The organism is Streptomyces sp. P9-2 (genome assembly GCF_051903975.1).
GTDB classification, from domain to species: Bacteria; Actinomycetota; Actinomycetes; order Streptomycetales; family Streptomycetaceae; genus Streptomyces; species Streptomyces cellulosae.
On the sequence record NZ_CP192633.1, the window covers coordinates 5749236 to 5770080 of the forward strand.

24 protein-coding genes and 1 pseudogene are annotated in these 20845 nt (G+C 74.4%); 16 read left to right on the forward strand and 9 right to left on the reverse strand.

Annotated elements, in window-relative coordinates:
• Positions 1-5 precede the first annotated feature (5 nt).
• The gene (locus ACQY0Z_RS26110) at positions 6-1625 is read left to right on the forward strand and encodes an ATP-binding cassette domain-containing protein (protein ID WP_189902870.1); all 1620 of its coding nucleotides are present in this window, start codon (positions 6-8) and stop codon (positions 1623-1625) included.
• A gap of 40 nt (positions 1626-1665) precedes the next feature.
• Positions 1666-1953, forward strand: coding sequence for a DUF6158 family protein (locus ACQY0Z_RS26115; protein ID WP_199204511.1), 288 nt, complete (start codon positions 1666-1668; stop codon positions 1951-1953).
• 49 nt (positions 1954-2002) lie between these two features.
• On the opposite strand, the gene ACQY0Z_RS26120 is transcribed toward ACQY0Z_RS26115, so the two are convergent.
• From ACQY0Z_RS26120 to ACQY0Z_RS26130, 3 genes are all read right to left on the reverse strand, one after another.
• Entirely contained in the window at positions 2003-2548 is a 546-nt protein-coding gene (locus ACQY0Z_RS26120) for a type 1 glutamine amidotransferase domain-containing protein (RefSeq protein ID WP_189902874.1), read from the reverse strand.
• A 67-nt stretch (positions 2549-2615) separates the two neighbouring features.
• The gene (locus tag ACQY0Z_RS26125) at positions 2616-3041 is read right to left on the reverse strand and encodes a CBS domain-containing protein (protein WP_189902876.1); all 426 of its coding nucleotides are present in this window, start codon (positions 3039-3041) and stop codon (positions 2616-2618) included.
• A 22-nt stretch (positions 3042-3063) separates the two neighbouring features.
• Positions 3064-3456, reverse strand: coding sequence for a DUF2795 domain-containing protein (locus ACQY0Z_RS26130; protein ID WP_439812910.1), 393 nt, complete (start codon positions 3454-3456; stop codon positions 3064-3066).
• Positions 3457-3660: 204 nt separating this feature from the next.
• On the opposite strand from ACQY0Z_RS26130, the gene ACQY0Z_RS26135 reads away from it, so the two are divergent.
• From ACQY0Z_RS26135 to ACQY0Z_RS26155, 5 genes are all read left to right on the forward strand, one after another.
• Positions 3661-3801, forward strand: coding sequence for a hypothetical protein (locus tag ACQY0Z_RS26135; protein WP_189902879.1), 141 nt, complete (start codon positions 3661-3663; stop codon positions 3799-3801).
• A 145-nt stretch (positions 3802-3946) separates the two neighbouring features.
• Positions 3947-4747, forward strand: coding sequence for an RNA polymerase sigma factor SigF (locus tag ACQY0Z_RS26140; RefSeq protein ID WP_254585777.1), 801 nt, complete (start codon positions 3947-3949; stop codon positions 4745-4747).
• Positions 4748-4895: 148 nt separating this feature from the next.
• Entirely contained in the window at positions 4896-5837 is a 942-nt protein-coding gene (locus ACQY0Z_RS26145; RefSeq protein ID WP_439812911.1) for a hypothetical protein, read from the forward strand.
• A 153-nt stretch (positions 5838-5990) separates the two neighbouring features.
• Positions 5991-7235, forward strand: coding sequence for an aminotransferase class I/II-fold pyridoxal phosphate-dependent enzyme (locus ACQY0Z_RS26150; protein WP_189902914.1), 1245 nt, complete (start codon positions 5991-5993; stop codon positions 7233-7235).
• Entirely contained in the window at positions 7232-8284 is a 1053-nt protein-coding gene (locus ACQY0Z_RS26155; RefSeq protein WP_189902884.1) for an MBL fold metallo-hydrolase, read from the forward strand. The genes ACQY0Z_RS26150 and ACQY0Z_RS26155 overlap by 4 nt, the downstream gene beginning before the upstream one ends.
• Positions 8285-8301: 17 nt before the next feature.
• Here ACQY0Z_RS26155 and ACQY0Z_RS26160 read toward each other — a convergent pair whose 3' ends face one another.
• Complete coding sequence (locus ACQY0Z_RS26160; protein WP_254585887.1) at positions 8302-8952, reverse strand: DedA family protein; 651 nt, start codon at positions 8950-8952, stop codon at positions 8302-8304.
• Positions 8952-9725 (reverse strand): MBL fold metallo-hydrolase, encoded by a 774-nt coding sequence (locus ACQY0Z_RS26165; RefSeq protein ID WP_189902888.1) that lies wholly within the window; start codon positions 9723-9725, stop codon positions 8952-8954. Before ACQY0Z_RS26165 ends, ACQY0Z_RS26160 begins: the two co-directional genes overlap by 1 nt.
• Before the next feature lie 94 nt (positions 9726-9819).
• Here ACQY0Z_RS26165 and ACQY0Z_RS26170 point away from each other — a divergent pair, with 94 nt between their 5' ends.
• From ACQY0Z_RS26170 to dnaK, 6 genes and pseudogenes are all read left to right on the forward strand, one after another.
• Positions 9820-10221, forward strand: coding sequence for a hypothetical protein (locus tag ACQY0Z_RS26170; protein ID WP_189902890.1), 402 nt, complete (start codon positions 9820-9822; stop codon positions 10219-10221).
• A 93-nt stretch (positions 10222-10314) separates the two neighbouring features.
• On the forward strand, positions 10315-12396 hold the full coding sequence (locus ACQY0Z_RS26175; RefSeq protein WP_347224850.1) for a phage holin family protein: 2082 nt from the start codon (positions 10315-10317) through the stop codon (positions 12394-12396).
• A gap of 133 nt (positions 12397-12529) precedes the next feature.
• A pseudogene (locus ACQY0Z_RS26180) lies at positions 12530-12730 on the forward strand (DUF2201 family putative metallopeptidase); the annotation flags it as partial.
• A gap of 101 nt (positions 12731-12831) precedes the next feature.
• A complete protein-coding gene (locus tag ACQY0Z_RS26185) occupies positions 12832-13260 on the forward strand; it encodes an OsmC family protein (protein ID WP_006130857.1) in 429 nt (142 codons plus the stop codon).
• Between the two features lie 82 nt (positions 13261-13342).
• On the forward strand, positions 13343-14089 hold the full coding sequence (locus ACQY0Z_RS26190; RefSeq protein ID WP_254585884.1) for a glycerophosphodiester phosphodiesterase family protein: 747 nt from the start codon (positions 13343-13345) through the stop codon (positions 14087-14089).
• A gap of 96 nt (positions 14090-14185) precedes the next feature.
• Positions 14186-16075 (forward strand): molecular chaperone DnaK, encoded by a 1890-nt coding sequence (dnaK, locus tag ACQY0Z_RS26195; protein ID WP_254585883.1) that lies wholly within the window; start codon positions 14186-14188, stop codon positions 16073-16075.
• A gap of 13 nt (positions 16076-16088) precedes the next feature.
• On the opposite strand, the gene ACQY0Z_RS26200 is transcribed toward dnaK, so the two are convergent.
• Complete coding sequence (locus ACQY0Z_RS26200) at positions 16089-16952, reverse strand: helix-turn-helix domain-containing protein (RefSeq protein ID WP_189903697.1); 864 nt, start codon at positions 16950-16952, stop codon at positions 16089-16091.
• Positions 16953-17147: 195 nt separating this feature from the next.
• On the opposite strand from ACQY0Z_RS26200, the gene ACQY0Z_RS26205 reads away from it, so the two are divergent.
• Complete coding sequence (locus ACQY0Z_RS26205) at positions 17148-17564, forward strand: hypothetical protein (protein WP_189903695.1); 417 nt, start codon at positions 17148-17150, stop codon at positions 17562-17564.
• Here ACQY0Z_RS26205 and ACQY0Z_RS26210 read toward each other — a convergent pair.
• Entirely contained in the window at positions 17546-18382 is an 837-nt protein-coding gene (locus ACQY0Z_RS26210) for a helix-turn-helix domain-containing protein (RefSeq protein WP_439812912.1), read from the reverse strand. The two genes, ACQY0Z_RS26205 and ACQY0Z_RS26210, sit on opposite strands and share 19 nt — an antisense overlap.
• A 125-nt stretch (positions 18383-18507) precedes the next feature.
• Here ACQY0Z_RS26210 and ACQY0Z_RS26215 point away from each other — a divergent pair, with 125 nt between their 5' ends.
• Together ACQY0Z_RS26215 and ACQY0Z_RS26220 are read left to right on the forward strand one after the other, a co-directional pair.
• Complete coding sequence (locus ACQY0Z_RS26215; RefSeq protein WP_086705142.1) at positions 18508-18813, forward strand: 4a-hydroxytetrahydrobiopterin dehydratase; 306 nt, start codon at positions 18508-18510, stop codon at positions 18811-18813.
• Between the two features lie 5 nt (positions 18814-18818).
• On the forward strand, positions 18819-19562 hold the full coding sequence (locus ACQY0Z_RS26220) for a class I SAM-dependent methyltransferase (RefSeq protein ID WP_189903674.1): 744 nt from the start codon (positions 18819-18821) through the stop codon (positions 19560-19562).
• Positions 19563-19564: 2 nt separating this feature from the next.
• On the opposite strand, the gene ACQY0Z_RS26225 is transcribed toward ACQY0Z_RS26220, so the two are convergent.
• Together ACQY0Z_RS26225 and ACQY0Z_RS26230 are read right to left on the reverse strand one after the other, a co-directional pair.
• Positions 19565-20269, reverse strand: coding sequence for a peptidase E (locus ACQY0Z_RS26225; RefSeq protein ID WP_347224847.1), 705 nt, complete (start codon positions 20267-20269; stop codon positions 19565-19567).
• Positions 20266-20820: a chloramphenicol phosphotransferase CPT family protein gene (locus tag ACQY0Z_RS26230; protein ID WP_189903672.1), complete on the reverse strand. Its 555-nt coding sequence runs from the start codon at positions 20818-20820 to the stop codon at positions 20266-20268. The genes ACQY0Z_RS26225 and ACQY0Z_RS26230 overlap by 4 nt, the downstream gene beginning before the upstream one ends.
• Between the last annotated feature and the right edge of the window lie 25 nt (positions 20821-20845).

The window sequence follows — 20845 nt, forward strand, 5'->3', positions numbered from 1 at the left end:
CGCCCATGGGACACCTGGAAGCAGCGCACCTCGAGTACCACCTCCCCGACGGGAGGACACTCCTGGGCGACGTGTCGTTCCGGGTGGGGGAGGGGGCCGTCATGGCCCTCGTGGGGCCCAACGGCGCCGGCAAGACGACGCTCCTGCGCATCCTCTCCGGCGAGCTCGCCCCGCACGGCGGCAGCGTCGCCGTCACCGGCGGCCTCGGCGTGATGCGCCAGTTCGTCGGCTCCGTACGGGACGACTCCACCGTGCGCGACCTGCTGGTGTCCGTGGCGCAGCCGCGCATCCGCGAGGCCGCCCGCGCGGTGGACGCCGCCGAGCACGCCCTCATGACTGTCGACGACGAGGCCGCCCAGATGCGCTACGCGCAGGCCCTCTCCGACTGGGCCGAGGTCCAGGGCTACGAGGCCGAGACGCTGTGGGACATCTGCACCACGGCCGCGATGGGGGTCCCCTACGAGAAGGCCCAGTGGCGGCAGGTGAGCACGCTGTCCGGCGGCGAGCAGAAGCGGCTGGTGCTGGAGGCGCTGCTGCGCGGCCCCGACGAGGTGCTGCTGCTCGACGAGCCCGACAACTACCTGGACGTCCCCGGCAAGCGCTGGCTGGAGGAGCGCCTCGCGGAGACCCGCAAGACGGTCCTGTTCGTCTCCCACGACAGGGAACTCCTCGCCCGCGCCGCCGAGAAGATCGTCTCGCTCGAACCCGGCCCGGCGGGCGCCGACGCCTGGGTGCACGGCGGCGGCTTCGCCACCTTCCACGAGGCGCGGCGCGAGCGCTTCGCCCGCTTCGAGGAGCTGCGCCGCCGCTGGGACGAGAAGCACGCCCAGCTGAAGAAGCTGGTGCTGAACCTGCGGCAGGCCGCCGAGAACAGCCCGGACATGGCATCCCGCTACCGCGCCGCCCAGACCCGGCTGCGGAAGTTCGAGGAGGCGGGACCCCCGCCGGAGCCGCCGCGCGAGCAGGACATCCGGATGCGCCTCAAGGGCGGCCGCACCGGCGTCCGCGCCGTCACCTGCGAGCAGCTGGAACTGACCGGCCTGATGAAACCCTTCGACCTGGAGGTGTTCTACGGCGAGCGGGTCGCGGTGCTCGGCTCCAACGGCTCCGGCAAGTCGCACTTCCTGCGGCTGCTCGCCGGCGACGACGTCGCGCACACCGGCGCCTGGCGGCTCGGCGCGCGCGTGGTGCCCGGACACTTCGCGCAGACCCACGCCCACCCCGAGCTGACCGGCCGCACCCTGCTCGACATCCTGTGGACCGAGCACGCCCAGGACCGGGGCGCCGCCATGTCCCGGCTGCGCCGCTACGAGCTGACCCAGCAGGCGGAACGCACCTTCGACCGGCTCTCCGGCGGGCAGCAGGCCCGCTTCCAGATCCTGCTCCTCGAGCTCCAGGGCGTCACCGCGCTGCTCCTCGACGAGCCCACCGACAACCTCGACCTGGAGTCGGCGGAAGCCCTCCAGGAGGGTCTGGAGAGCTTCGAGGGCACCGTCCTCGCCGTCACGCACGACCGCTGGTTCGCCCGCTCCTTCGACCGGTTCCTGGTCTTCGGCAGTGACGGCCGGGTCCGCGAGACCCCGGAGCCCGTCTGGGACGAGCGCCGGGTGGAACGCGCGCGCTGACGCGTGGTGGGCGGGGGCGCGGCGCGGGTACCCGGGTCGCATGAACGCACACGACGAGCGGGGCACCACGATGACCGGAGTCGACCCGAACCGCCTGGACGACCAGCAGCTCATGAAGGAGCTGGAGACCATCCACCGCACGCGCCACGACACGCTGCTGTACGGGTCCAACGACGCGCTGCGGGCCCACAACGAGCGCATGGCGCAGCTGGAGGGCGAGTACCTGCGGCGCAACCCGCGCCGCCCCGTCGCACCGGGCCGCACCCGCGAGGGCGCCCGGGAACGGACCGCCTCGGACTCCGCGACGCCGACCGCCTCGGGCACGTGAACGACGGGAGCCCCGCCGGTGCGGGGCTCCCGTGCACTGTTCGGTCCGTCTACGAGGCGCGCTCCGCCGCGAACACCTCCAGGAAGGTCTCGCAGAACGCCTTGAGGTCGTCCGGCTTACGGCTGGTGACCAGCTTGTTCGAGCCGTGGTCGCAGACCTTCACCTGCTCGTCCACCCACTCGGCGCCCGCGTTGCGCAGGTCCGTGCGCAGGCTGGGCCAGCTCGTCAGGACCCGGCCGCGCACGACGTCCGCCTCGACGAGCGTCCACGGAGCGTGACAGATCGCGGCCACCGGCCGGCCCTGCTCGAAGAAGTCCCGGACGAACGCGACGGCCTTGTCGTCCATCCGCAGGAAGTCCGGGTTGGCGACCCCGCCGGGCAGCACCAGCCCGTCGAAGGAGTCCGCCGACGTGTCGCCGACGACCTCCTGAACGGGGAAGGTGTCCGCCTTGTCGAGGTGGTGGAACGCCTGGACCTCCCCGGACTGCGTGGAGACCAGCACGGGCTCGTGGCCCGCCTGCTCGGCCGCCTTCCAGGGTTCGGTCAGCTCGACCTGCTCGACGCCCTCGGGTGCGGTCAGAAATGCGATACGCATGATGGCGCTACGTCCCTTCGTCGATTCGTCGTACTGCTGTCTTCGTTCATCAGCTGTTCTTCGTCCGTCAGCCCGCCGCGTCGGGGTCCGCGCGGCTGATGTCGGCGAGGGCCGACCCGGGGTCCCGGGCCTCGGCGAGATCGCCGAGGGTGACCAGGCCGACGGGCAGTCCGCCCTCCACCACGGGGATCCGCCGTACGGCGTGCTCCCGCATCAGGGCGACCGCCGACGCCACCGGGTCGTCCGGGGAGAGCGTCAGCGGGTCCGGCGTGCACACCGAGCCGACGCTCACCGCGTACGGGTCCCGGCCCTCGGCCACCGCCCGTACGGTGATGTCCCGGTCGGTGACCACCCCCACGACGTGCTGACCGTCCGCGACCACCACGTCGCCGATGTTCTGGGCGCGCATCAGCCGCGCGGCCTCGACGACCGAGGCGTCCGGACGGACCGCGACCACGCCGGGGGTCATGACGTCCTTCACGTACTCGGCCATGGCCGGCGGGCCTCCCTTCCGGTCAAGCCGTCTCGGTCTCCCGGACACCGGTCAGCGCCCGGGCCAGCTCCTGGACGTTGTGGTAGCGCTCCTTGCAGGGCAGCCGCTCCAGCGCCTCTACGAGCGCGTCGGGGGCGTGCCGCCGCTCCAGGGCACGCATGAGTTCACGGGGACCGGCGGGAAAGTCCCCGCGGCCCAGGGCCCGGGCCAGTTCCAGCCGCACCGTCTCCAGCGACGACGGGTCCCGGCCGGGCGTCACGGGACCGTGCGCCACCTCGGGGTCGTCGTCGGCGAACGGCTCCGGGTCGTGCCACTCCTCGGTGCGGGTGGGATGTCCGGACCGCAGCAGGCCCTGCAGTTCGTGCTTCATCTCGTCGTCACGGTGGACGCTGAGCCGGTCACTGCCTCGCTGCATGTCTCCCTCCAGATCCTTCGGGGGTGCGCACCGCGTACCCGAGGAGCGCGGGCCGACACCGGGACACGGAAGCCGATCCGGGCGGATCCGAAGGGGTGTGCCGAGGGCGGGCCGGAGGCCCTGTCCGTGCCGCCGTGGTTTGACGCCGGGGCCGGGGGAGACCCGGTCCGCACGCCCCCCACGCGGCTTCCGGAAGGACCGGCCATGGCGGTGCTCGCCCTGCTCGTCCCGTCCCTCATGCTCGGCGTGCTCCTGATGCTGGGCCGCTACGAGGACTACGTCCTGCCGCCTCGCGAGGCGGAACCGGAACCACGCGACCGGCCCGTGGGAGGTTTGCGCGGCTGACACGGGGGAACGCGGACGGGAAGTGCTTCGGACAGGAGGCACGTCCGTGGCGGCGGCAGAACCGCCCCGGGCGTCCCTGTCCCGGCGGGTGCGTCCGCCACGGTGACTTCGTCCCCGAGCACCTCCTAGGGAGTTGCGACGCACCATGCCCAGCCGAACAGGCGCCAAGACGCATTCCCATCACGACGCACCCGACACCGCGGACGCCTTCCGCAGGCTCGCCGGCCTGCCCGAAGGACCCGAGCGCGACGCGCTCCGCGACGAGCTCGTACGGGCCTGGCTCCCCATGGCCCACCGCCTCGCCGGACGGTTCCGCAGCCGCGGCGAGAGCTACGACGACCTGTGCCAGGTCGCCGCCCTGGGGCTGGTCAAGGCCGTCGACCGGTACGACCCGGACCTCGGCAACGCCTTCGAGAGCTACGCCGTGCCGACCGTCACCGGCGAGATCAAGCGGCACTTCCGCGACCACATGTGGACCCTGCACGTCCCGCGACGCGTCCAGGAACTGCGCAACCGCGTCCGGCACGCCTCCCAGGACCTCTCCCAGACCGTCCTGGGCCGCAACCCCACCGTCGCCGAGATCGCCGAGTGCGCCGGGCTGACCGAGGACGAGGTGCGCACCGGGCAGTCGGCGGCGGAGAGCTTCAGCGCGCTGTCCCTGGACGCCCAGATGTCCGGCAGGGACGGCGGCTGGTCCCTGGGCGACGCCCTGGGCGGCCCCGACCCTGCCCTGGACACCGTGGTCGACCGCGAGGCCGTCAAGGACCGGCTGGCCGAGCTGCCCGAGCGCGAGCGGGCCATCCTCTACATGCGCTTCTTCGACGACATGACGCAGAACAGCATCGCGCAGGAACTGGGCCTCTCCCAGATGCACGTCTCCCGGCTGATCAGCCGCAGCTGCGGCCGGGTCCGCGACCAGGTGATGGGCGACACCGGCGAGGAGTGAGCGGAAGGCGCCCGCCCGCGCCCTTCACCCGCGCGGGGGCGTCCGGTCCCGCGAATGGTGTCCGGCCGCGCGCGCGGCCGGGACGGGCGGGCTGTGATGGCACCGGGGCGACCGCCGCGCCCCAGCCGTCGCCGAAGGAGCCCGCACCATGCGCCGCACCGCCCGTGCCCTGTCCGTCGCCGCCGTCGCCGGCACCGTCCTCGGCGCGCTCGCACCGGCAGCGTCCGCCCTGACGGCCCCCGCCGGCGTGGCCGCCTGGACGTCCCCCTCCCCGTGCGCGTCACCGACCGCGGGACACGGATGGCAGGGGAACGCCTCCCGCAGCGCGGCGCCGACCCCGGCCGCGCCCGGCGCGCACGACGTCGAGGAGTACCGGTCGGAGACCCTGGTGGAGGAGTTCACCGAGGCCGACCTCTACGGCGCCACGTCCCTCGACACCGCCGAGGGCCTCGAGCCCGAGGACCCGGCCGAGACCGACCCGCTCGCGCCCGGACTGGCGGAGGAGCCCCCCGCGGGACTGGAGGAGCTGATCCCCGACGCCGGCGCCGAGGATCGCGCGGGAGTCCCGGGCCCGGAGGGCAGCCCCGGCACGGCGGCGGACCCCGGAGCCGCGGACCCCGGTACGGCCGACCCGTACGGCACGGGAGCCGGGGCGACGGACCTGTACGCCGATCCGTACCCCGCCGACCCGTACCCCGCCGACCCGTACGCCGCCGATCCCTACGCCGCCGACCCGTACGCCGCGGACACCGGCGCGACGGACCACAAGGCCCCGGCCACCGACCCGATGACCGATCCCGGAGCCGCCGGCCCAAAGGCGGCCCCGCTCCGGACCGCCCCGCCCACGACCTCGCCGTCCCCCTCCCACAAGCCCACCCACAAGCCCACCCCCACCCCCACCCCCAGCCACAGGCCGACCTCGACCCCCTGCCCCTCGCCGACCGCGCACCAGGGCGTCCAGGCGGGCGGCGGCGGCGCCTTCACCGACTCCGTGCCCGCCCAGGTCGCGGGCGGTCTGCTGATCGCGGGCGCGTTCGGCGCCGGCGCGCACCGGCTGCTGCGCCGGCGTGCGGGCCGGACCCGCTCCTGACGCCCCCGCCGGGCGGCCGTGCCGGTGCGGCGGCGCACCCGATCCGGCACCGTGCTCATGACGGGCCGGTCTCGGGGTACTGACTTCGCCGAGGGCGGCACGGCCGGACGCCGGGACACGGCGCCGGGCACCGGCAACTGCGCGGAGGTGGCGATGCGGACGCATCCGGAAGGCCATGGCCCGGTCCGCTTCGGGCCGCCGCTCCCCGAGGACGGGCTGCCGGTGCTGCCCGAGCTGGCCGGGGTGCTGGCGGCGGCCGCCTCCCGCGTCGGACCCGAACCGGTCGGCGGCGGCCCCGCCCTGATCGACGCGGCCTGCGGCCACGGCGAGCGGCGCGGACTGCCCGCCGCACCCGGCCGCACGGCCCTCGCCCCCGGCGCGCCCGCCCTGCTGACCGCCCTCACCGCCGCCATCGACGGCGACGTGCTGGTGCCGAGGCCGTGCGCCTCCTGGTGGGCGCCGTACGCGCGGCTGCTCGGCAGACCCGTCTTCCACGTCCCGACTCCCCCCGAGAGCGGGGGCGTGCCCGACCCGTACGCGCTCCTCGAGACCGTGCGGCGGATGCGCGCCGAGGGCCGCGACCCGCGGCTGCTGGTGCTGTCCGTGGCCGACGACCCGACCGCGACGGTCGCCCCGCCCGAGCTGCTGCACGAGACGCTGGAGGCCGCCACCGGGGAGGGCCTGCACCTGGTCAGCGACGAGACCTGGCGCGACACGCTGCACGACCCGCGCGGCACGGTGCTGCTCAGCCCCGCCGAGATGCTGCCCGACCGGGTCACCGTCGTCACCGACCTCGCCGGCTCCCTCCTCCCGCCCGGCTGGCCCGCCGCCGTCGCCCGCTTCCCGGCGGGCGAGAAGGGCGGCGCGCTGCACGCGCGCGTCCTCGACGTGCTCACCGCCCTCGACGCGCGCGTGGCGGCCCCCGTCGCCGCGGCCGCCGGGTACGCGCTGTCCGAACCCGAGCCGGTCACCGCCCGCGTCGCCGCGTCCGTGCGGACGCACGCGCGCGTGGCCGCCGCCGCGCACCGGGCCGTCGTCGCGGCGGGCGCCCTGGCCCGGCCCCCGCAGTGCGGCCGGCACCTGTACGTCGACCTCTCCCCGCTGGCGCCCGCGCTCGCCGCGCACGGCGTCGCCGACACCCAGGAACTGGAGGACTTCCTCACCGGCCGGCTGGGCATGCCCGCGGCGGGCGGCCACCGGTTCGGCGACGACCTCGAGACACCGCGCGTACGGCTGTGCACCGCGCCCCTGCTGGGGGACACGCCCGAGGAGCGCGCCGCGTGCCTGGAAGCGGACGAACCGGCGGAACTGCCACGGGTGGGACGCGCGTTGAACCATGTGACATCGGTCCTCGACGATCTCCGCGACGACGCTCGGCGATGGGAGTCCTCTCGATGACGCAGCGGCACGAGTCGACCAGAACGACGCCCACGGCGCCGGACGCCGGCCCCCCGGACCGCGACGACGGCCGCCCCCACCCCCCGCTCGCCGAACCGCGTCCGCTCGCCGAGCGCCGGGTGTGGCCCCGCACCTTCCACGACCGGCTGACCGCCCCGTTGCCCGGCCTCAAGGCCTTCGCCCGCTTCGCCCGCGAGGGCGCGGTGCGGCCGGGACCCGAGGGCCTCGCCGGCATCCCCCACCTGCCGTACGAGCCGGGCCCGGTGCCCGACGTGGACGCCCGCACGCTCGCCGTGACCTGGGCGGGCCATGCCAGCTGGGTGGTGCGGATCGGCGGGCTCACCGTGCTCACCGACCCGGTGTGGTCCCGGCGCATCCTCGGCACGCCCGCGCGCGTCACGCCCGTCGGCGTGGCCTGGGAGGCGCTGCCCCGCGTGGACGCGGTCGTCATCAGCCACAACCACTACGACCACCTGGACGCCCCGACCCTGCGGCGGCTGCCGCGCGACACCCCGATGTTCGTCCCGGCGGGCCTGGGCCGCTGGTTCCACCGCCGCCGGTTCACCCGGGTCACCGAACTGGACTGGTGGGAGGCGGCGGAACTGGACGGCGTCCGCTTCGACTTCGTGCCGTCCCACCACTGGTCCAAGCGCACCCTCACGGACACCTGCCGCTCGCTGTGGGGCGGCTGGGTGCTCACCGCGCCCGACGGTCACCGGGTGCACTTCGCCGGTGACACCGGTTACGGCCACTGGTTCTCCCGCATCGGCCGCCGCTACCCCGGCATCGACCTGACGCTGATGCCGATCGGCGCGTACGACCCGCGCTGGTGGCTGGCCGACGTGCACTGCGACCCGGAGGAGGCGGTGCGTGCCGCCCAGGACCTGGGGGCGCGGCACATGGCGCCCATGCACTGGGGCACGTTCGTGCTGTCCGCGGAGCCGGTCCTGGAGCCGCTCGCCCGGGTGCGCGCCGCCTGGGAGGCGGCCGGACTGCCCCGTGACCGGCTGTGGGACCTGCCGATCGGCGGGTCGCGGGTGCTCGCGTGACGTACGGCTGACCGGTGTCAGCCGGTGGGCGTGCGGCGCACCCGCCGCCACAGGCCCGGCGCCACGCTGATCAGCACGGTCAGCACGATCGCCGCGAGCACGCCCTCCCACGGCTCGGGGAACAGCGAGCCGCCGAGGACGCCGACGAGCTGGTAGGTGGCCGCCCAGGCCAGGCAGGCCGGCAGGTTGCCGCGCACGAACCGCCGCAGCGGCCACTTCGCGACCAGGCAGGCCAGCATCACCGGGAGCCGTCCGGCCGGCACCAGGCGGGACAGCACCAGCACCGCCACCCCGTGGTCGGCGAGCTTCTCCTGGGCCTGCGCCAGCCGCTCCTCGGGGGCGCGCTCCCGGATCGCCTCCAGCCAGCGCGACCCGTTCTTCGACGTCATCCCGCGCCGCCCCAGCCAGTACAGCGCCACGTCGCCGAGGAAGGCGGCCAGCGACGCCGTCACGAACACCAGCGCCATCGAGAACGGCGCGGTCTGGTGGAAGGCCACCACGGCCGCCGAGCTGACCAGCGCGCCGGTCGGCACCACCGGCACCAGCGCCCCGATGAGCACCAGCAGGAACAGCGACGGATACCCGATGGCCTGCTGGGTGGACTCGGGCGCCACGGCCGCCGGCGGCACCAGACCGTCGGCCGCCAGCACGAGGGCGGCGGGGGACATCACCGCGCGCCCCCCAGGCTCACGCTGCCGCCGTGGTCGAGCCGGTGCACCGCCGCCTCCGGCGCGTGCCGCGCGGCCAGGCGCTCGAACTCGTGCCCCGGCGCGTGGAACTCGTGGGGGCGCACGGCGTCCATCCCGATCGGCCAGTACGTGCCGTAGTGCACCGGAACCGCGCTCGCCGCGCCCAGCAGCGCCAGCGCCCGCGCCGCGCGCCCCGCGTCCAGGTGCCCGTCGCCCAGGTACGGTCCCCAGCCGCCCACCGGCAGCAGCGCGGTGTCGACCGGGCCGACCTCCTTGGGCATGTCCTCGAACAGGCCGGTGTCCCCGGCGAAATAGGTGCGCGCCTCGCCCTCCACCACGTAGCCGAGGGCGGGCGCGTGACGCCGGCCCAGGGGCAGCCGCCGCCCGTCGTGCAGCGCGGGCACCGCCCGCACTGCGAGCGGGCCCACGGACGTCACGTCACCGGGCGCCATCTCCGTGATGTCGAGCGCGGTGAGCTTACGCAGCCCCGGCACCGCGCGGAGCGCGCCGCGGGGCACCAGGAGCCGGGTGCCCGGGGCGAGCCGGGCCAGCGACGGCAGATGGAGGTGGTCGGCGTGCAGATGGGAGACCACCGCGGCGTCCGCGCGCAGCGCCTCCGGCGGGGGCACCGGACCGCGCCTGCGCCGCAGATGCGCCAGCCGGCGTGCGAACAGGGGGTCGGTGAGGACGCGCGTGTGCGAGTCCTCCAGCGTGCAGGTGGCGTGCCCCCACCACGTGACCTCCACCGGCACCTCTTCGCCTCCTTCGCGCGACTCCCCGAAGCGTACGCGCAGGAGTAGGGTCGTCGGCGAAAACCCGAGGTGAGCCCGAGGTGAGGGGGACGCCATGGCGCCGGTGCGGGTGACGACCATCGCGAGCCTGACGCCGCTGGAGGAGCTGGACGCCGATCCGTTCCTGGTGGACTCCCGCGGCCAGCACACGATGTGCGCGCGCTGGGCCGCCGAGCACGGGTACGTGGTGGCGCGCGAGCTGCTGGTGCGCGGACTGCGCCCCGACCACGCGCTGCTCTGGGACGGGGTGCGCCCCGGCGCCGACGTGTTCGTGGCGCCCAGCCGGAGGGTGCTGGAGCGGGCGCTGTCGTCCGTGGCCGAGTTCGCCGCGGAGTGCGCGCGGCGCGGGGTGCGGGTGGAGACGGTGGGCCGCGCGGAGCCGGCGTACGACGCGGCGATGAAGGCCCGGGTGCACCGCAGGCTCTCCATGCCGACCGCCGGCTACGACGGCCGCTGAGACGCACGAAGAGCGGGGCGTCAAGGGGGGACGAAACGGCTCATCAGGACGTTGTGACAGGGTGGAGGCGGGTCAGGGACCGGAACGTGAGGTGTGCGCGGCGTGGGTGACCGGCGATGGCGGAAGGTCGCCAGCCAGATCGGGCGGAGTGTCACGGTGTGGGCGGTCTCCACGCTCACCATGCTGGTCCTCGCGGGCATCCTGCCCGACTTCCGGCTGCGGTCGGCCGACGGCAGCAGCGCCACCGACATCGCGGTCACCGCCGCGCTCGGCGCGGGCGCCTTCGGCCTGCTGTCCGCCCTGGTCTGGCCGCTCCTGGTGCGGCTGCTGCTGCTCGTGCCGGCGCTCGTCCTCGGCCTGCTGGTGTTCTTCCTCAACGGCGCCCTGCTGTGGGTGGCGCTGCGCGTCAACCCCGTCGAGCGCGGCTCGGCGGCGCCTGAGACGGCCGTGGTGGTCGCCGCCGTGATGTCCGCCGTCGCCTCCGCCACCGGGGGCGCCCTCGCCGTCCGTGACGACGAGGCCTACCGCCGGCGGCTGTACCGGCTCGCGGACCGCAGACGGCGCTCCGACCCGCCCTGCCCGTCCACCCCCGGCACGGTGTTCGTCCAGCTCGACGGCGTCGGCCACGACGTCCTCCTCGCCGCCCTCGACAAGGGCCTGATGCCCACCGTCGCCCGCTGGCTGGGCACCGGCGGCGACCGGCCCACCCACCGCCTCACCCCCTGGCGCACCGACTGGTCCAGCCAGACCGGCGCCAGTCAGCTCGGCATCCTGCACGGCAGCAACTTCGACGTCCCCGCCTTCCGCTGGTACGAGAAGGCACGCCACGAGGTGATGGTGTGCAACCGGCCCACCAGCGCCGCCGAGCTCCAGGCCCGCGCCATCGAGCGCACCGGCCACGCGGGACTGCTCGCCAAGGACGGCGCCAGCCGCGGCAACCTCTTCGGCGGCGGCGCCCAGGAGCAGGCGCTGGTGCTGTCCATCGCCGCCCGCCGCAGAGGCCCGGCCGCCCGCTCCCGCGCCGGCTACTTCGCGTACTTCTCCGACCCGGCCAACGCCGTGCGCACCGCCCTGTCGTTCGTCGCCGAGGTGGGCCGGGAGATCGGCCAGTCCGTGCGCGCCCGGATGCGCGCCCAGCGCCCGCGCGTCTCCCGCGGCGGGCTGTACCCGCTGGTGCGCGCCTTCGCGACCGTCGTCGAACGGGACGTCGTCACGGCCGCCGTGACGGGCGACCTGCTGGCCGGACGCAGCGCCGTCTACGCGGACCTGGTCGCCTACGACGAGGTCGCCCACCACTCCGGGCCGACCGGCCGCGACACCGAGCAGGTGCTGCGCCGCCTCGACCGCGCGCTCGCCCTGATCGAGAACGTCGCCGAGCACGCGCCCCGCCCGTACCGGATCGTCGTGCTGTCCGATCACGGGCAGAGCCCCGGCGAGACCTTCCGCTCCCGCTACGGCCTCACCCTCGGCGACCTGGTGCGGGCCGGCTGCGGGCTGCCCGTGCCGCGCCGCGCCCGCCGCACCCACAGCGGCGCCGAGGCCCGCGCGTCGGTCCGCGCCGCGCTGCGCCGGCCGGTCGAGGAGGGCGCCCAGCACTTCCGGCCCTCCCGCGGCTCGGAACCGGTCGTGCTCGCCTCCGGCAACCTGGGCCTGGTGTCCTTCCCCGACGTGCCGCACCGCATGACCAAGGAGGAGATCGACGCCCGGCACCCCGCGCTGCTGCCGACCCTCGCCAACCACCCCGGCATCGGCTTCCTGCTGGTCCGCAGCGAACGCCACGGCGGGGTCGTGCTCGGCGCGTACGGCGCGGAGATCCCGCTGGACGACCTCGACGACAACCCGGGCCCGCTGGCCCCGTTCGGCCCCGGCGCCGCCGACGTCGTGCGCCGCACCCACACCTTCCCGCACACCGCCGACGTCATGGTCAACTCCTTCTACGACCCCGCGGACGGCGAGGTGCTCGCCTTCGAGGAGCAGATCGGCTCCCACGGCGGCCTCGGCGGCGCCCAGTCCCGCCCCTTCCTGCTCTCCCCGCTGGTGCTGTCCGCGCCGGTCCCCGAGGGCACGGAACTGGCCGGCGCCGAACAGGTCCACCACGTCCTGCGCCGCTGGCTCACCGAGGCCGACGAGTCCGACACCCGCCCCCTCCCGGACCACCGGGAACGCGCGGCCTGACCGCGGCGACGCGACACCGGGGCCGACGCGACACCAGGGGCGAGGCGACACAGGGCCGACGCGGCAACAGGGGCGTCGCGAGCGGAGATTCGCGTGACGGACCCGAGGACCGGATCGGCGTGCCGCAGATCCGCGCGGCCGGGGCGGCACCGTCCTCCAGCCGGGCGTCGACCTGCTGGAGCGCGCCGACGACTTCCCGCGCGGCGCGCCGGTGCCGGTCATCACCGACGGCTGGTGCGACGTGCTGCGGGTGCGGCGCGAGCACGCCCACCTCGTTCCGCAGGGCGGAGCCCTGCCCTTCACTCCGAGGGGGCCCGTCTTCCGGGTGAGTTGAGCCGTGATGTGATCGGATGGGGCAGGGCGCCCGGTGATCCGGGCGTCCGGACCGAGCACCGCCGGTCACCCGGCCGGACTTTTTTCTGGAAAGGATGCGTCATGGCAACCACGCGCTCCGCACACACCGTTTGGGAAGGCAGCCTCTTCAAGGGCAGCGGGGTCGTCGCCTTCGACTCCTCGGGCGCCATCCCCGAGCAGCCGGTCACCTGGGCCTCCCGCGCGGAGGACGCGAACGGGAAGACCAGCCCCGAGGAGCTGATCGCCGCCGCGCACTCCAGCTGCTTCTCGATGGCCCTGTCCAACGGCCTCGACAAGGCGGGCACCCCGCCCACCCGGCTGACCACCAACGCCGAGGTCACCTTCGTGCCGGGCCAGGGCATCACCGGCATCCACCTCACCGTCGAGGGCACGGTCCCCGGCCTGGACGAGGCCGGCTTCGTCGCCGCCGCCGAGGACGCCAAGGTGAACTGCCCGGTCAGTCAGGCGCTCAAGGGCACCGAGATCACCCTGACGGCGAAGCTCGCCTGACCCGTCCGACCCGCAGGACCACCGCAGGCCGCCCCCGCCGCCGGGGCGGCCTGCGCCGCCTCCGCCACCGGAAGCCGCCGCCATGACGTCGTCACGCCCCGCCGTCTCCGCCCACCGCGGAGGCGCCGAGCACGCCGCCCCCGCCACCTGGGAGGCGTACCAGGACGCCCTCGCCTCCGGCGCCGAGTACGTCGAGTTCGACGTACGGCGCACCGCCGACGGCGTCCTCGTCGTCCACCACGACGCCCGGGTGGGCGGCACCGGACCGCTGCTGTCGACCCTCACCCGCGCCGAGCTGGACGCCCGCGCCGGACACCCGGTGCCGGTCGTCGACGACGTGATGGAGCTGATCGCGGGGAAGCTCGTCGCCCATCTGGACCTGAAGGAGACCGGTTACGAGCGGGAGCTGCTCGACCGGGCGGTCGCCCTGCTGGGGGAGGACGGGGTCGTCGCCACCACCCTGGAGGACCGCTCCGTCGCCGCCCTCACGGCCGCCCGCCCCCGCGTGCGCACCCTGCTCTCCCTCGGCCGCGACGGCCGGGGCCTCGGGAGGCGCCGGCTGGTGCGCACCCGGATGAGCGAACTGCTGCCGCTGCGCCGCGTCCGCGCCTGCGGCGCCCACGGGGTAGCCGTGCACCAGCGGCTGGCCCGTGCCACGGTGCTGCGCGAGGCCGCGCGCGGCGGACTGTTCACGATGGTGTGGACGGTCAACGACGACGCGGAGCTGCGCGCCTTCCTCGCCGACCCGCGCGTGGACGTCCTGGTCACCGACCGCCCCCGCCGTGCGGTGACGCTCCGCGACCACCCGGACGGCGCACGCGTCCGCTGACTTCCCCCGCCCGCACGCTTGACAAGAGGACGCTCAAGTTTTGTGCTGGAAGTGGTGGAAGACCGGAGAGGAGCCCTTGCGGAAGGGGGCAGAGCGATGGGACGTGCCGTCGGAATCGATCTGGGAACCACGAACTCGGTGGTCGCCGTGCTCGAGGGCGGTGAGCCCACCGTCATCGCCAACGCGGAAGGCGCCCGCACCACACCCTCGGTCGTGGCCTTCGCCAAGAACGGCGAGGTGCTCGTCGGAGAGGTCGCCAAGCGGCAGGCCGTCACCAACGTCGACCGCACCGCCCGCTCGGTCAAACGGCACATGGGCGACGCCCAGTGGCGGTTCCCCGAGCAGGGCTCCGTCGACGGCACCCGCTACCGGGCGCAGGAACTGTCCTCCCGTGTGCTGCAGAAGCTGCGCCGGGACGCCGAGGCCTACCTCGGCGAGGACGTCACCGACGCCGTCATCACCGTGCCGGCGTACTTCGACGACACCCAGCGGCAGGCCACCAAGGAGGCCGGTGAGATCGCCGGGCTCAACGTGCTGCGCATCATCAACGAGCCCACGGCCGCGGCGCTCGCCTACGGCCTCGACAAGGAGAACGACCAGACGGTCCTGGTCTTCGACCTCGGCGGCGGCACCTTCGACGTGTCGCTCCTCGAGATGGGCGAGGGCGTCATCGAGGTGAAGGCCACCAACGGCGACACCCACCTCGGCGGCGACGACTGGGACCAGCGGATCGTGGACTGGCTCGCCAAGCGCTTCAAGGACCAGTACGGCATCGACCTGGCGCAGGACAGGATGGCCGTGCAGCGTCTGCGGGAGGCCGCCGAGAAGGCGAAGATCGAACTGTCGTCGTCCAGCGAGACCACGATCAACCTGCCCTACATCACCGCCTCCGCGGAGGGCCCGCTGCACCTGGACGAGAAGCTCACCCGGGCCCAGTTCCAGGAGCTCACCGAGGACCTGCTCGAACGCTGCAAGAAGCCCTTCCACCAGGCGGTCGAGGATGCCGGGGTGCGGCTGTCCGACATCGACCACGTCATCCTCGTCGGCGGTTCCACCCGGATGCCCGCCGTGACCGAGCTGGTCCGCGAACTCACCGGCAAGGAGCCGCACAAGGGCGTCAACCCCGACGAGGTGGTGGCCCTCGGCGCCGCCCTCCAGGCCGGTGTCATCCGCGGCGACGTGAAGGACGTGCTGCTGCTCGACGTCACCCCGCTGTCCCTCGGCATCGAGACCAAGGGCGGCATCATGACGAAGCTGATCGAGCGCAACACCACGATCCCCACCCGGCGTTCGGAGATCTTCACCACCGCCGTCGACAACCAGCCGTCGGTGCAGATCCAGGTCTACCAGGGCGAACGGGAGATCGCGGCGTACAACAAGAAGCTCGGCACGTTCGACCTGACCGGCCTGCCCCCGGCGCCGCGCGGGGTGCCGCAGATCGAGGTGACGTTCGACATCGACGCCAACGGCATCATGCACGTCTCCGCGAAGGACCTGGGCACCGGCAAGGAACAGAAGATGACCGTCACCGGCGGCTCGGCCCTCCCTAAGGACGAGATCGACCGCATGATGCGGGAGGCCGAGCAGTACGCGGAGGAGGACCGCAGGCGCCGGGAGGCGGCCGAGACCCGCAACCAGGCCGAGCAACTCGTCTACCAGACGGAGAAGTTCCTCACCGAGAACGGCGACAAGGTGCCCGCCGAGGCCAAGTCCGAGGTGGAGTCGGCGGTCGCCGACGTCAGGCGGCTGCTGGAGCAGGAGTCGCCCGACACGGCCGAGCTGCGCGCCGCCGTGGAGAAGGTCGCCTCGGTCAGCCAGCGCATGGGCCAGGCGATGTACGCCCAGACCGGCGCGCAGGCCACCGGCGCGGACGGAACGGCCGGATCCGCCGCGGACGGCGGGGCGTCCCAGGACGACGACGTCGTGGACGCGGAGATCGTCGACGACGACAAGGGCACCGGAACCCGCCAGGACGGAGCGGCCTGAGCCCGCGGGCGCCTCACAGGCGCTCGCGGCACTCCCGCAGCAGCTTCTCGGTGCGCCGGGCGGAGGCCGCGCCGGCCGTCATGTGGTCGAGCACCTCCAGGTGCACCGAGACCTCCTTGCGGGAGTCCAGGTACAGCGCGCCGGTCAGGTACTCGGTGAACACCATGTCCGGCAGTTCCGGCTCGGCGAACCGGAACAGCGAGAACGGCGCGTACGTCCCCGGGTGCGGCCCGTCGGCGAACTCGGCGATCTGCAGCGTGACCCGGTCCCGCGCGGCGAACTCCAGCAGCTTGTCGAGCTGGTCGCGCATCACCCGGCCGTCCCCGCTCACCGGGCGCCGCAGCACCGTCTCCTCCATCAGCACCCACAGGTGCGGCGGGTCCGGGCGCTCCAGCAGCTTCTGCCGCTCCATGCGCAGCGCCACGTGCCGCTCGACCGTCTCCGGGCCCGCCGTGCCGATCGTGCCGGCCTCCAGCACGGCGCGCGCGTAGTCCTCCGTCTGGAGCAGCCCGGGGACGAAGTGCGGCTCGTAGGAGCGGATGATGCGGGCGGCGCCCTCCAGGCTGACGTACAGGCTGAACCACTCGGGCAGCACGTCGTGGTACCGCTGCCACCAGCCCGGGCGGTTGGCGTCCTCGGCGAGCGTGACGAACGTGTCCGCCTCGTGCTCGGGCACCCCGTAGGCGGTCAGCAGCATCTGGACGTACGGGATCTTCAGCGAGACCTCGGCGGTCTCCATCCGGCGGACGGTGGCCGGCGCCACCCGCAGTATGCGGGCCGCCTCCTCCCGTGAGAGGCCCGCGGCCTCGCGCAATTCGTACAGCCGCCGTCCCAGGACCACCTGGCCCACCGTGGGTGCGGCCCGCCGCTCACTCAACGCCACGCCTCCCCAACGTGCTCGGGCATGCGCTCATCCTGTCATGTCCCTCAGAGACTCTCACGAGCCGCGGGTGACCGCCCCCGTCTCCCCTCCGCCCGCCCCATTACCCCGGACGTAATCGACCCGTACGCCGCCCCGGGGGATCGTGGACGCACCGACTCCCGCACCGCTCCCGACGGAGGATGACGCCCCATGTCCACGACCCCGCTCGCCGTGCCCGCCCGGACCGGAGACCCGCTGCGCCGTCTGCTGGCCCTCGACGCCGTGGTGACCGGCGCCAACGCCCTCGCCTACCTCGCCCTGTCCGGACCGCTCGGCCGGTTCCTCGGGATCGGCTCCGGGCTGCTGCTCGGACTGGGCGCGTTCCTCGCCGTGTACGCGGCCGGCGTGGGCCTGCTGGCCGCCCGGCCGCACCCGCCGACGGCCGGCGTGACGGCGGTCGTCGAAGCCAACCTCGCCTGGACGGCGGCGAGTTTCCTCGCGCTCGCGTTGTGGCTCTCGCCGACCACGGCGGGCGCGGTGTGGGTCGTGCTCCAGGCGCTCTCCGTGGGCGGCCTCACCCTGCTGCAGCACAGGGCGCTGAGGGCACGTCAGTCCAGCCAGGTCTGAAGGTAGGCGGCCGTCGCCGGGTCCGCCGGGAGCAGCGTCTCCACGGCGAGCTCGGCGACGGTCACGTCCATCGGGGTGTTGAACGTGGCGATGGACGACACGAACGACAGAGTCCGCCCCCGGTGCTCCACCACCATCGGCAGCGCGAAGTACGCCACCGGCTCGGCCGGTTCCTCCGGGTGTCCGGCGGTGTCCGGCACGGGGTACGCCGCCACCTCGTCGTACAGCGCGCGCAGCCGGTCCGAGCGGCGCAGGGCGATGTTCCGCCGCATCTGCTCCAGCAGGTGCCCGCGCCACTCCCGCAGGTTCCGGATCCGCGGCGCCAGCCCCCGCGGGTGCAGGGTGAGCCGCACCGCGTTCAGCGGCGGCGTCAGCAGCGTCTCGGGGATGCCGTCGAACAGCGCCAGCACCCCCCGGTTGGCCGCCACCACGTCGTACCCCGCGTCCACCACCAGCGCCGGATACGGCTCGAACCCGCCGATCAGCCGCTCGATGCCGGTGCGGACGACCTCCAGCGCGGGGTCGTCCAGCGGGGTCTCCGGATAGCGGGGCGCGTAACCGGCCGCGAGCAGCAGCGCGTTGCGCTCCCGCATCGGCACGTTCAGGTGCTCGGCCAGCCGCAGCACCATCTCCTCGCTGGGCCGGGACCGGCCGGTCTCGACGAAGCTGATGTGCCGGGCGGAGGAGCCGGCGCGCAGGGCCAGCTCCAGCTGGCTGACCCGCCGCCGCTGCCTCCAGGCGCGCAGCAGCGGGCCCACGCCCTCGGTGCGGGAAGCGGTCTCGGAGGGGGCAGTGGTCTCGGAGGGGGCAGTGGTCATGGCGGGACCGTAGTCGAGGAACCGCCGGCCGGGGGAGCCGCGCGGCCTCCGGCCAGGGCACGGGCGGGGCTTCTGTGGCAGCCTGGACGCGGCACGAGAGCCGACCCGGCGAAGGAGTACCGCGCATGCCCGTCGAACCGCTGTCCCGGACGGAGATCGAGTCCCGGCTCGCCGAGCTGCCGGGCTGGACGCTCGACGGCGACCGCCTCACCCGCGCCTACCGGCTGGACTCGCACATCGCCGCCGCCGCCATGGTCGTCCACGTCGCCCGGGTGCAGGACGAACTGGACCACCACTCCGACCTCACCCTCGGCTACCACACGGTGTCCCTGTCCGTGCACACGCACAGCGCGGGCGGCGCCGTCACCGAGAAGGACCTCGAGCTCGCCCGCAGGGTGGAGGACCTGGCACCCGCCCACGGGGCACACTGAGGCGCGTGCTGGACTACGACGAGGAAGCGGAGCGCTACGACGCCCTGCGCGGCGGTGAACCCCGCGCGGCGGCCGCCGCCGAGGCCGTCCTGGGTCTCGTCCCGCGACAGGCGAGCCGCCTGCTGGACGTGGCCTGCGGCACCGGCATCGTGACCCGGAGATTTCCCGCCGCCCGCCCCGGACTGCGGGTCACCGGCGTGGACCTGTCCACGTCGATGACCCTGCGGGCCGCCGTCCGGCTCCCGGGCGCCGTGGTGCGCGCCGACAGCCGCCGGCTGCCCTTCCGCGACGCGAGCTTCGACGCGGTGGCCGGCGTGTGGCTGCTGCATCTGCTGACCGACCCCGCCGACGTGCGGGCCGTCGTCGCCGAGTGCGCGCGGGTGCTGCGGCCCGGCGGGGTGTACGTCACCACCGTGCACAAGGGGCTGTCGCACAACGTGGGCAGCGACATCGACGCCGTGCTGGCCGAGCGGCCGCCGAGCCCTGTGCCCGACGACCCGGAGACGGTCGCGGCGCTGGCGGCCGGGCACGGACTGGTCCCGGCGGGGGAAGCCCGCTTCCGGGGCCACGGCCAGGGCCGCAGCCCCCGCCGCACGGTGGACGACCTGCGGCGCGGCTGGTTCGTCACCCTGCCGCCCGGCGGGCCGCTCACGGAGGAGTTCGCCGCCCGTCTGGCGGCCCTCCCCGACCAGGACCGCCCCCGCCCGGACCCGGTCTTCACGCTGAGGGCGTTCCGCAGGCCGGCGTAGCGTCACCCGCCGAGCAGCCGGCAGTCCACGGCCTCCTCGACGGTCCCCGCCTCCCCGCCCGCCCGCACCCGGTACAGACGGGCTTCCGGCAGTCGCGTCACCGCCTCGGCGAGCCGCCCGTCCGTGAAGAGGGCGGCCGCGCCGTCCTCCACCGCCCACCCGTCGGCCAGGTCGCCGCGCGCCACGGCGGCCCGGTAGGAGGACCGGCGCCCGGGCTCGCTGTCGTAGTGCGGGCACACCGACCCGGGCAGCAGCCCGAGCCCGTCCGGGAGGTGGGTCAGCGGGCCGAAGGAGTCGGTGTGCGACCCCTCGGCCCAGCAGTTGGCCCCGGCGCTGATCCCGCACAGCAGCGTCCCGCGGGCGTACGCCTCCCGCAGCAGCCGGTCGACTCCGTGTACGCGCCAGACGGCCAGCAGGTTGGCGGTGTTGCCGCCGCCGACGTACACGACGTCCTGCGCGAGCAGGAACTCACGCAGGGCGATGTCGTCCAACTCCCGCCGGAACAAGGGAAGTACGGACGGCTCACAGTCTTTGGCGCGAAAGGCGTCGAAGAACTTCTCGATGTACCCGGGCGCGTCCCCACTGGCCGTGGGCACGAAGCACACCGTGGGCCGCGGGGCGCGCGCCTGCCCCAGCACCCAGTCGTCCAGCACCCCGTCCTCGTCGGTGGAGAAGCCGCCCCCGATCAGTGCGATCCGGCCCCTCACGCGTTCACCTCCATGGTGGTGCGAAGCCGCTCGAAGGCGGTGGGGGAGGGGCGGTGGGACAGGAAGGCGGCGATGGCGCGGGCGCAGTCCGCCGGGCTGGTCGCGGTGGTGTCGCACTCGACGTCGTACTCACCGTGCGCGTGCACCCGCTCGTACTGCCGTGCCGCGAGCCCCGCCTGCCGGTCCCCGCGCTCCCGCTCACGCCGCTCGGTCTCCTCCAGCGAGCACCGTACGCCCACCAGGACGACCTCCCGCGGCTCGAACAGGGCAAGACAGTCGGCCAGCCGCCACTTCTCGCTCAGCACATGGTCGACGACCACGTTGTTCCCCGCAGCGGCCATCCCCGCGACGGCCCGGTGGTACCCGCGCCAGGTCCGGTGCAGCACGTCGGGCAGCCGGTCGGCCCCGATCTCGCGGCTCGACCGCATCCGGTGGAAGGCGTCCACGGGCATGTGGAAGTACGGCTCCTCCAGCACGTCCAGCAACTCCCGCGCGATGCTGGACTTCCCCGAACTGGACGTGCCGTTGAGGAAGATGATCCGTCCGTGCATCGGGGCTCCTTCGGGGTCGCCGGCG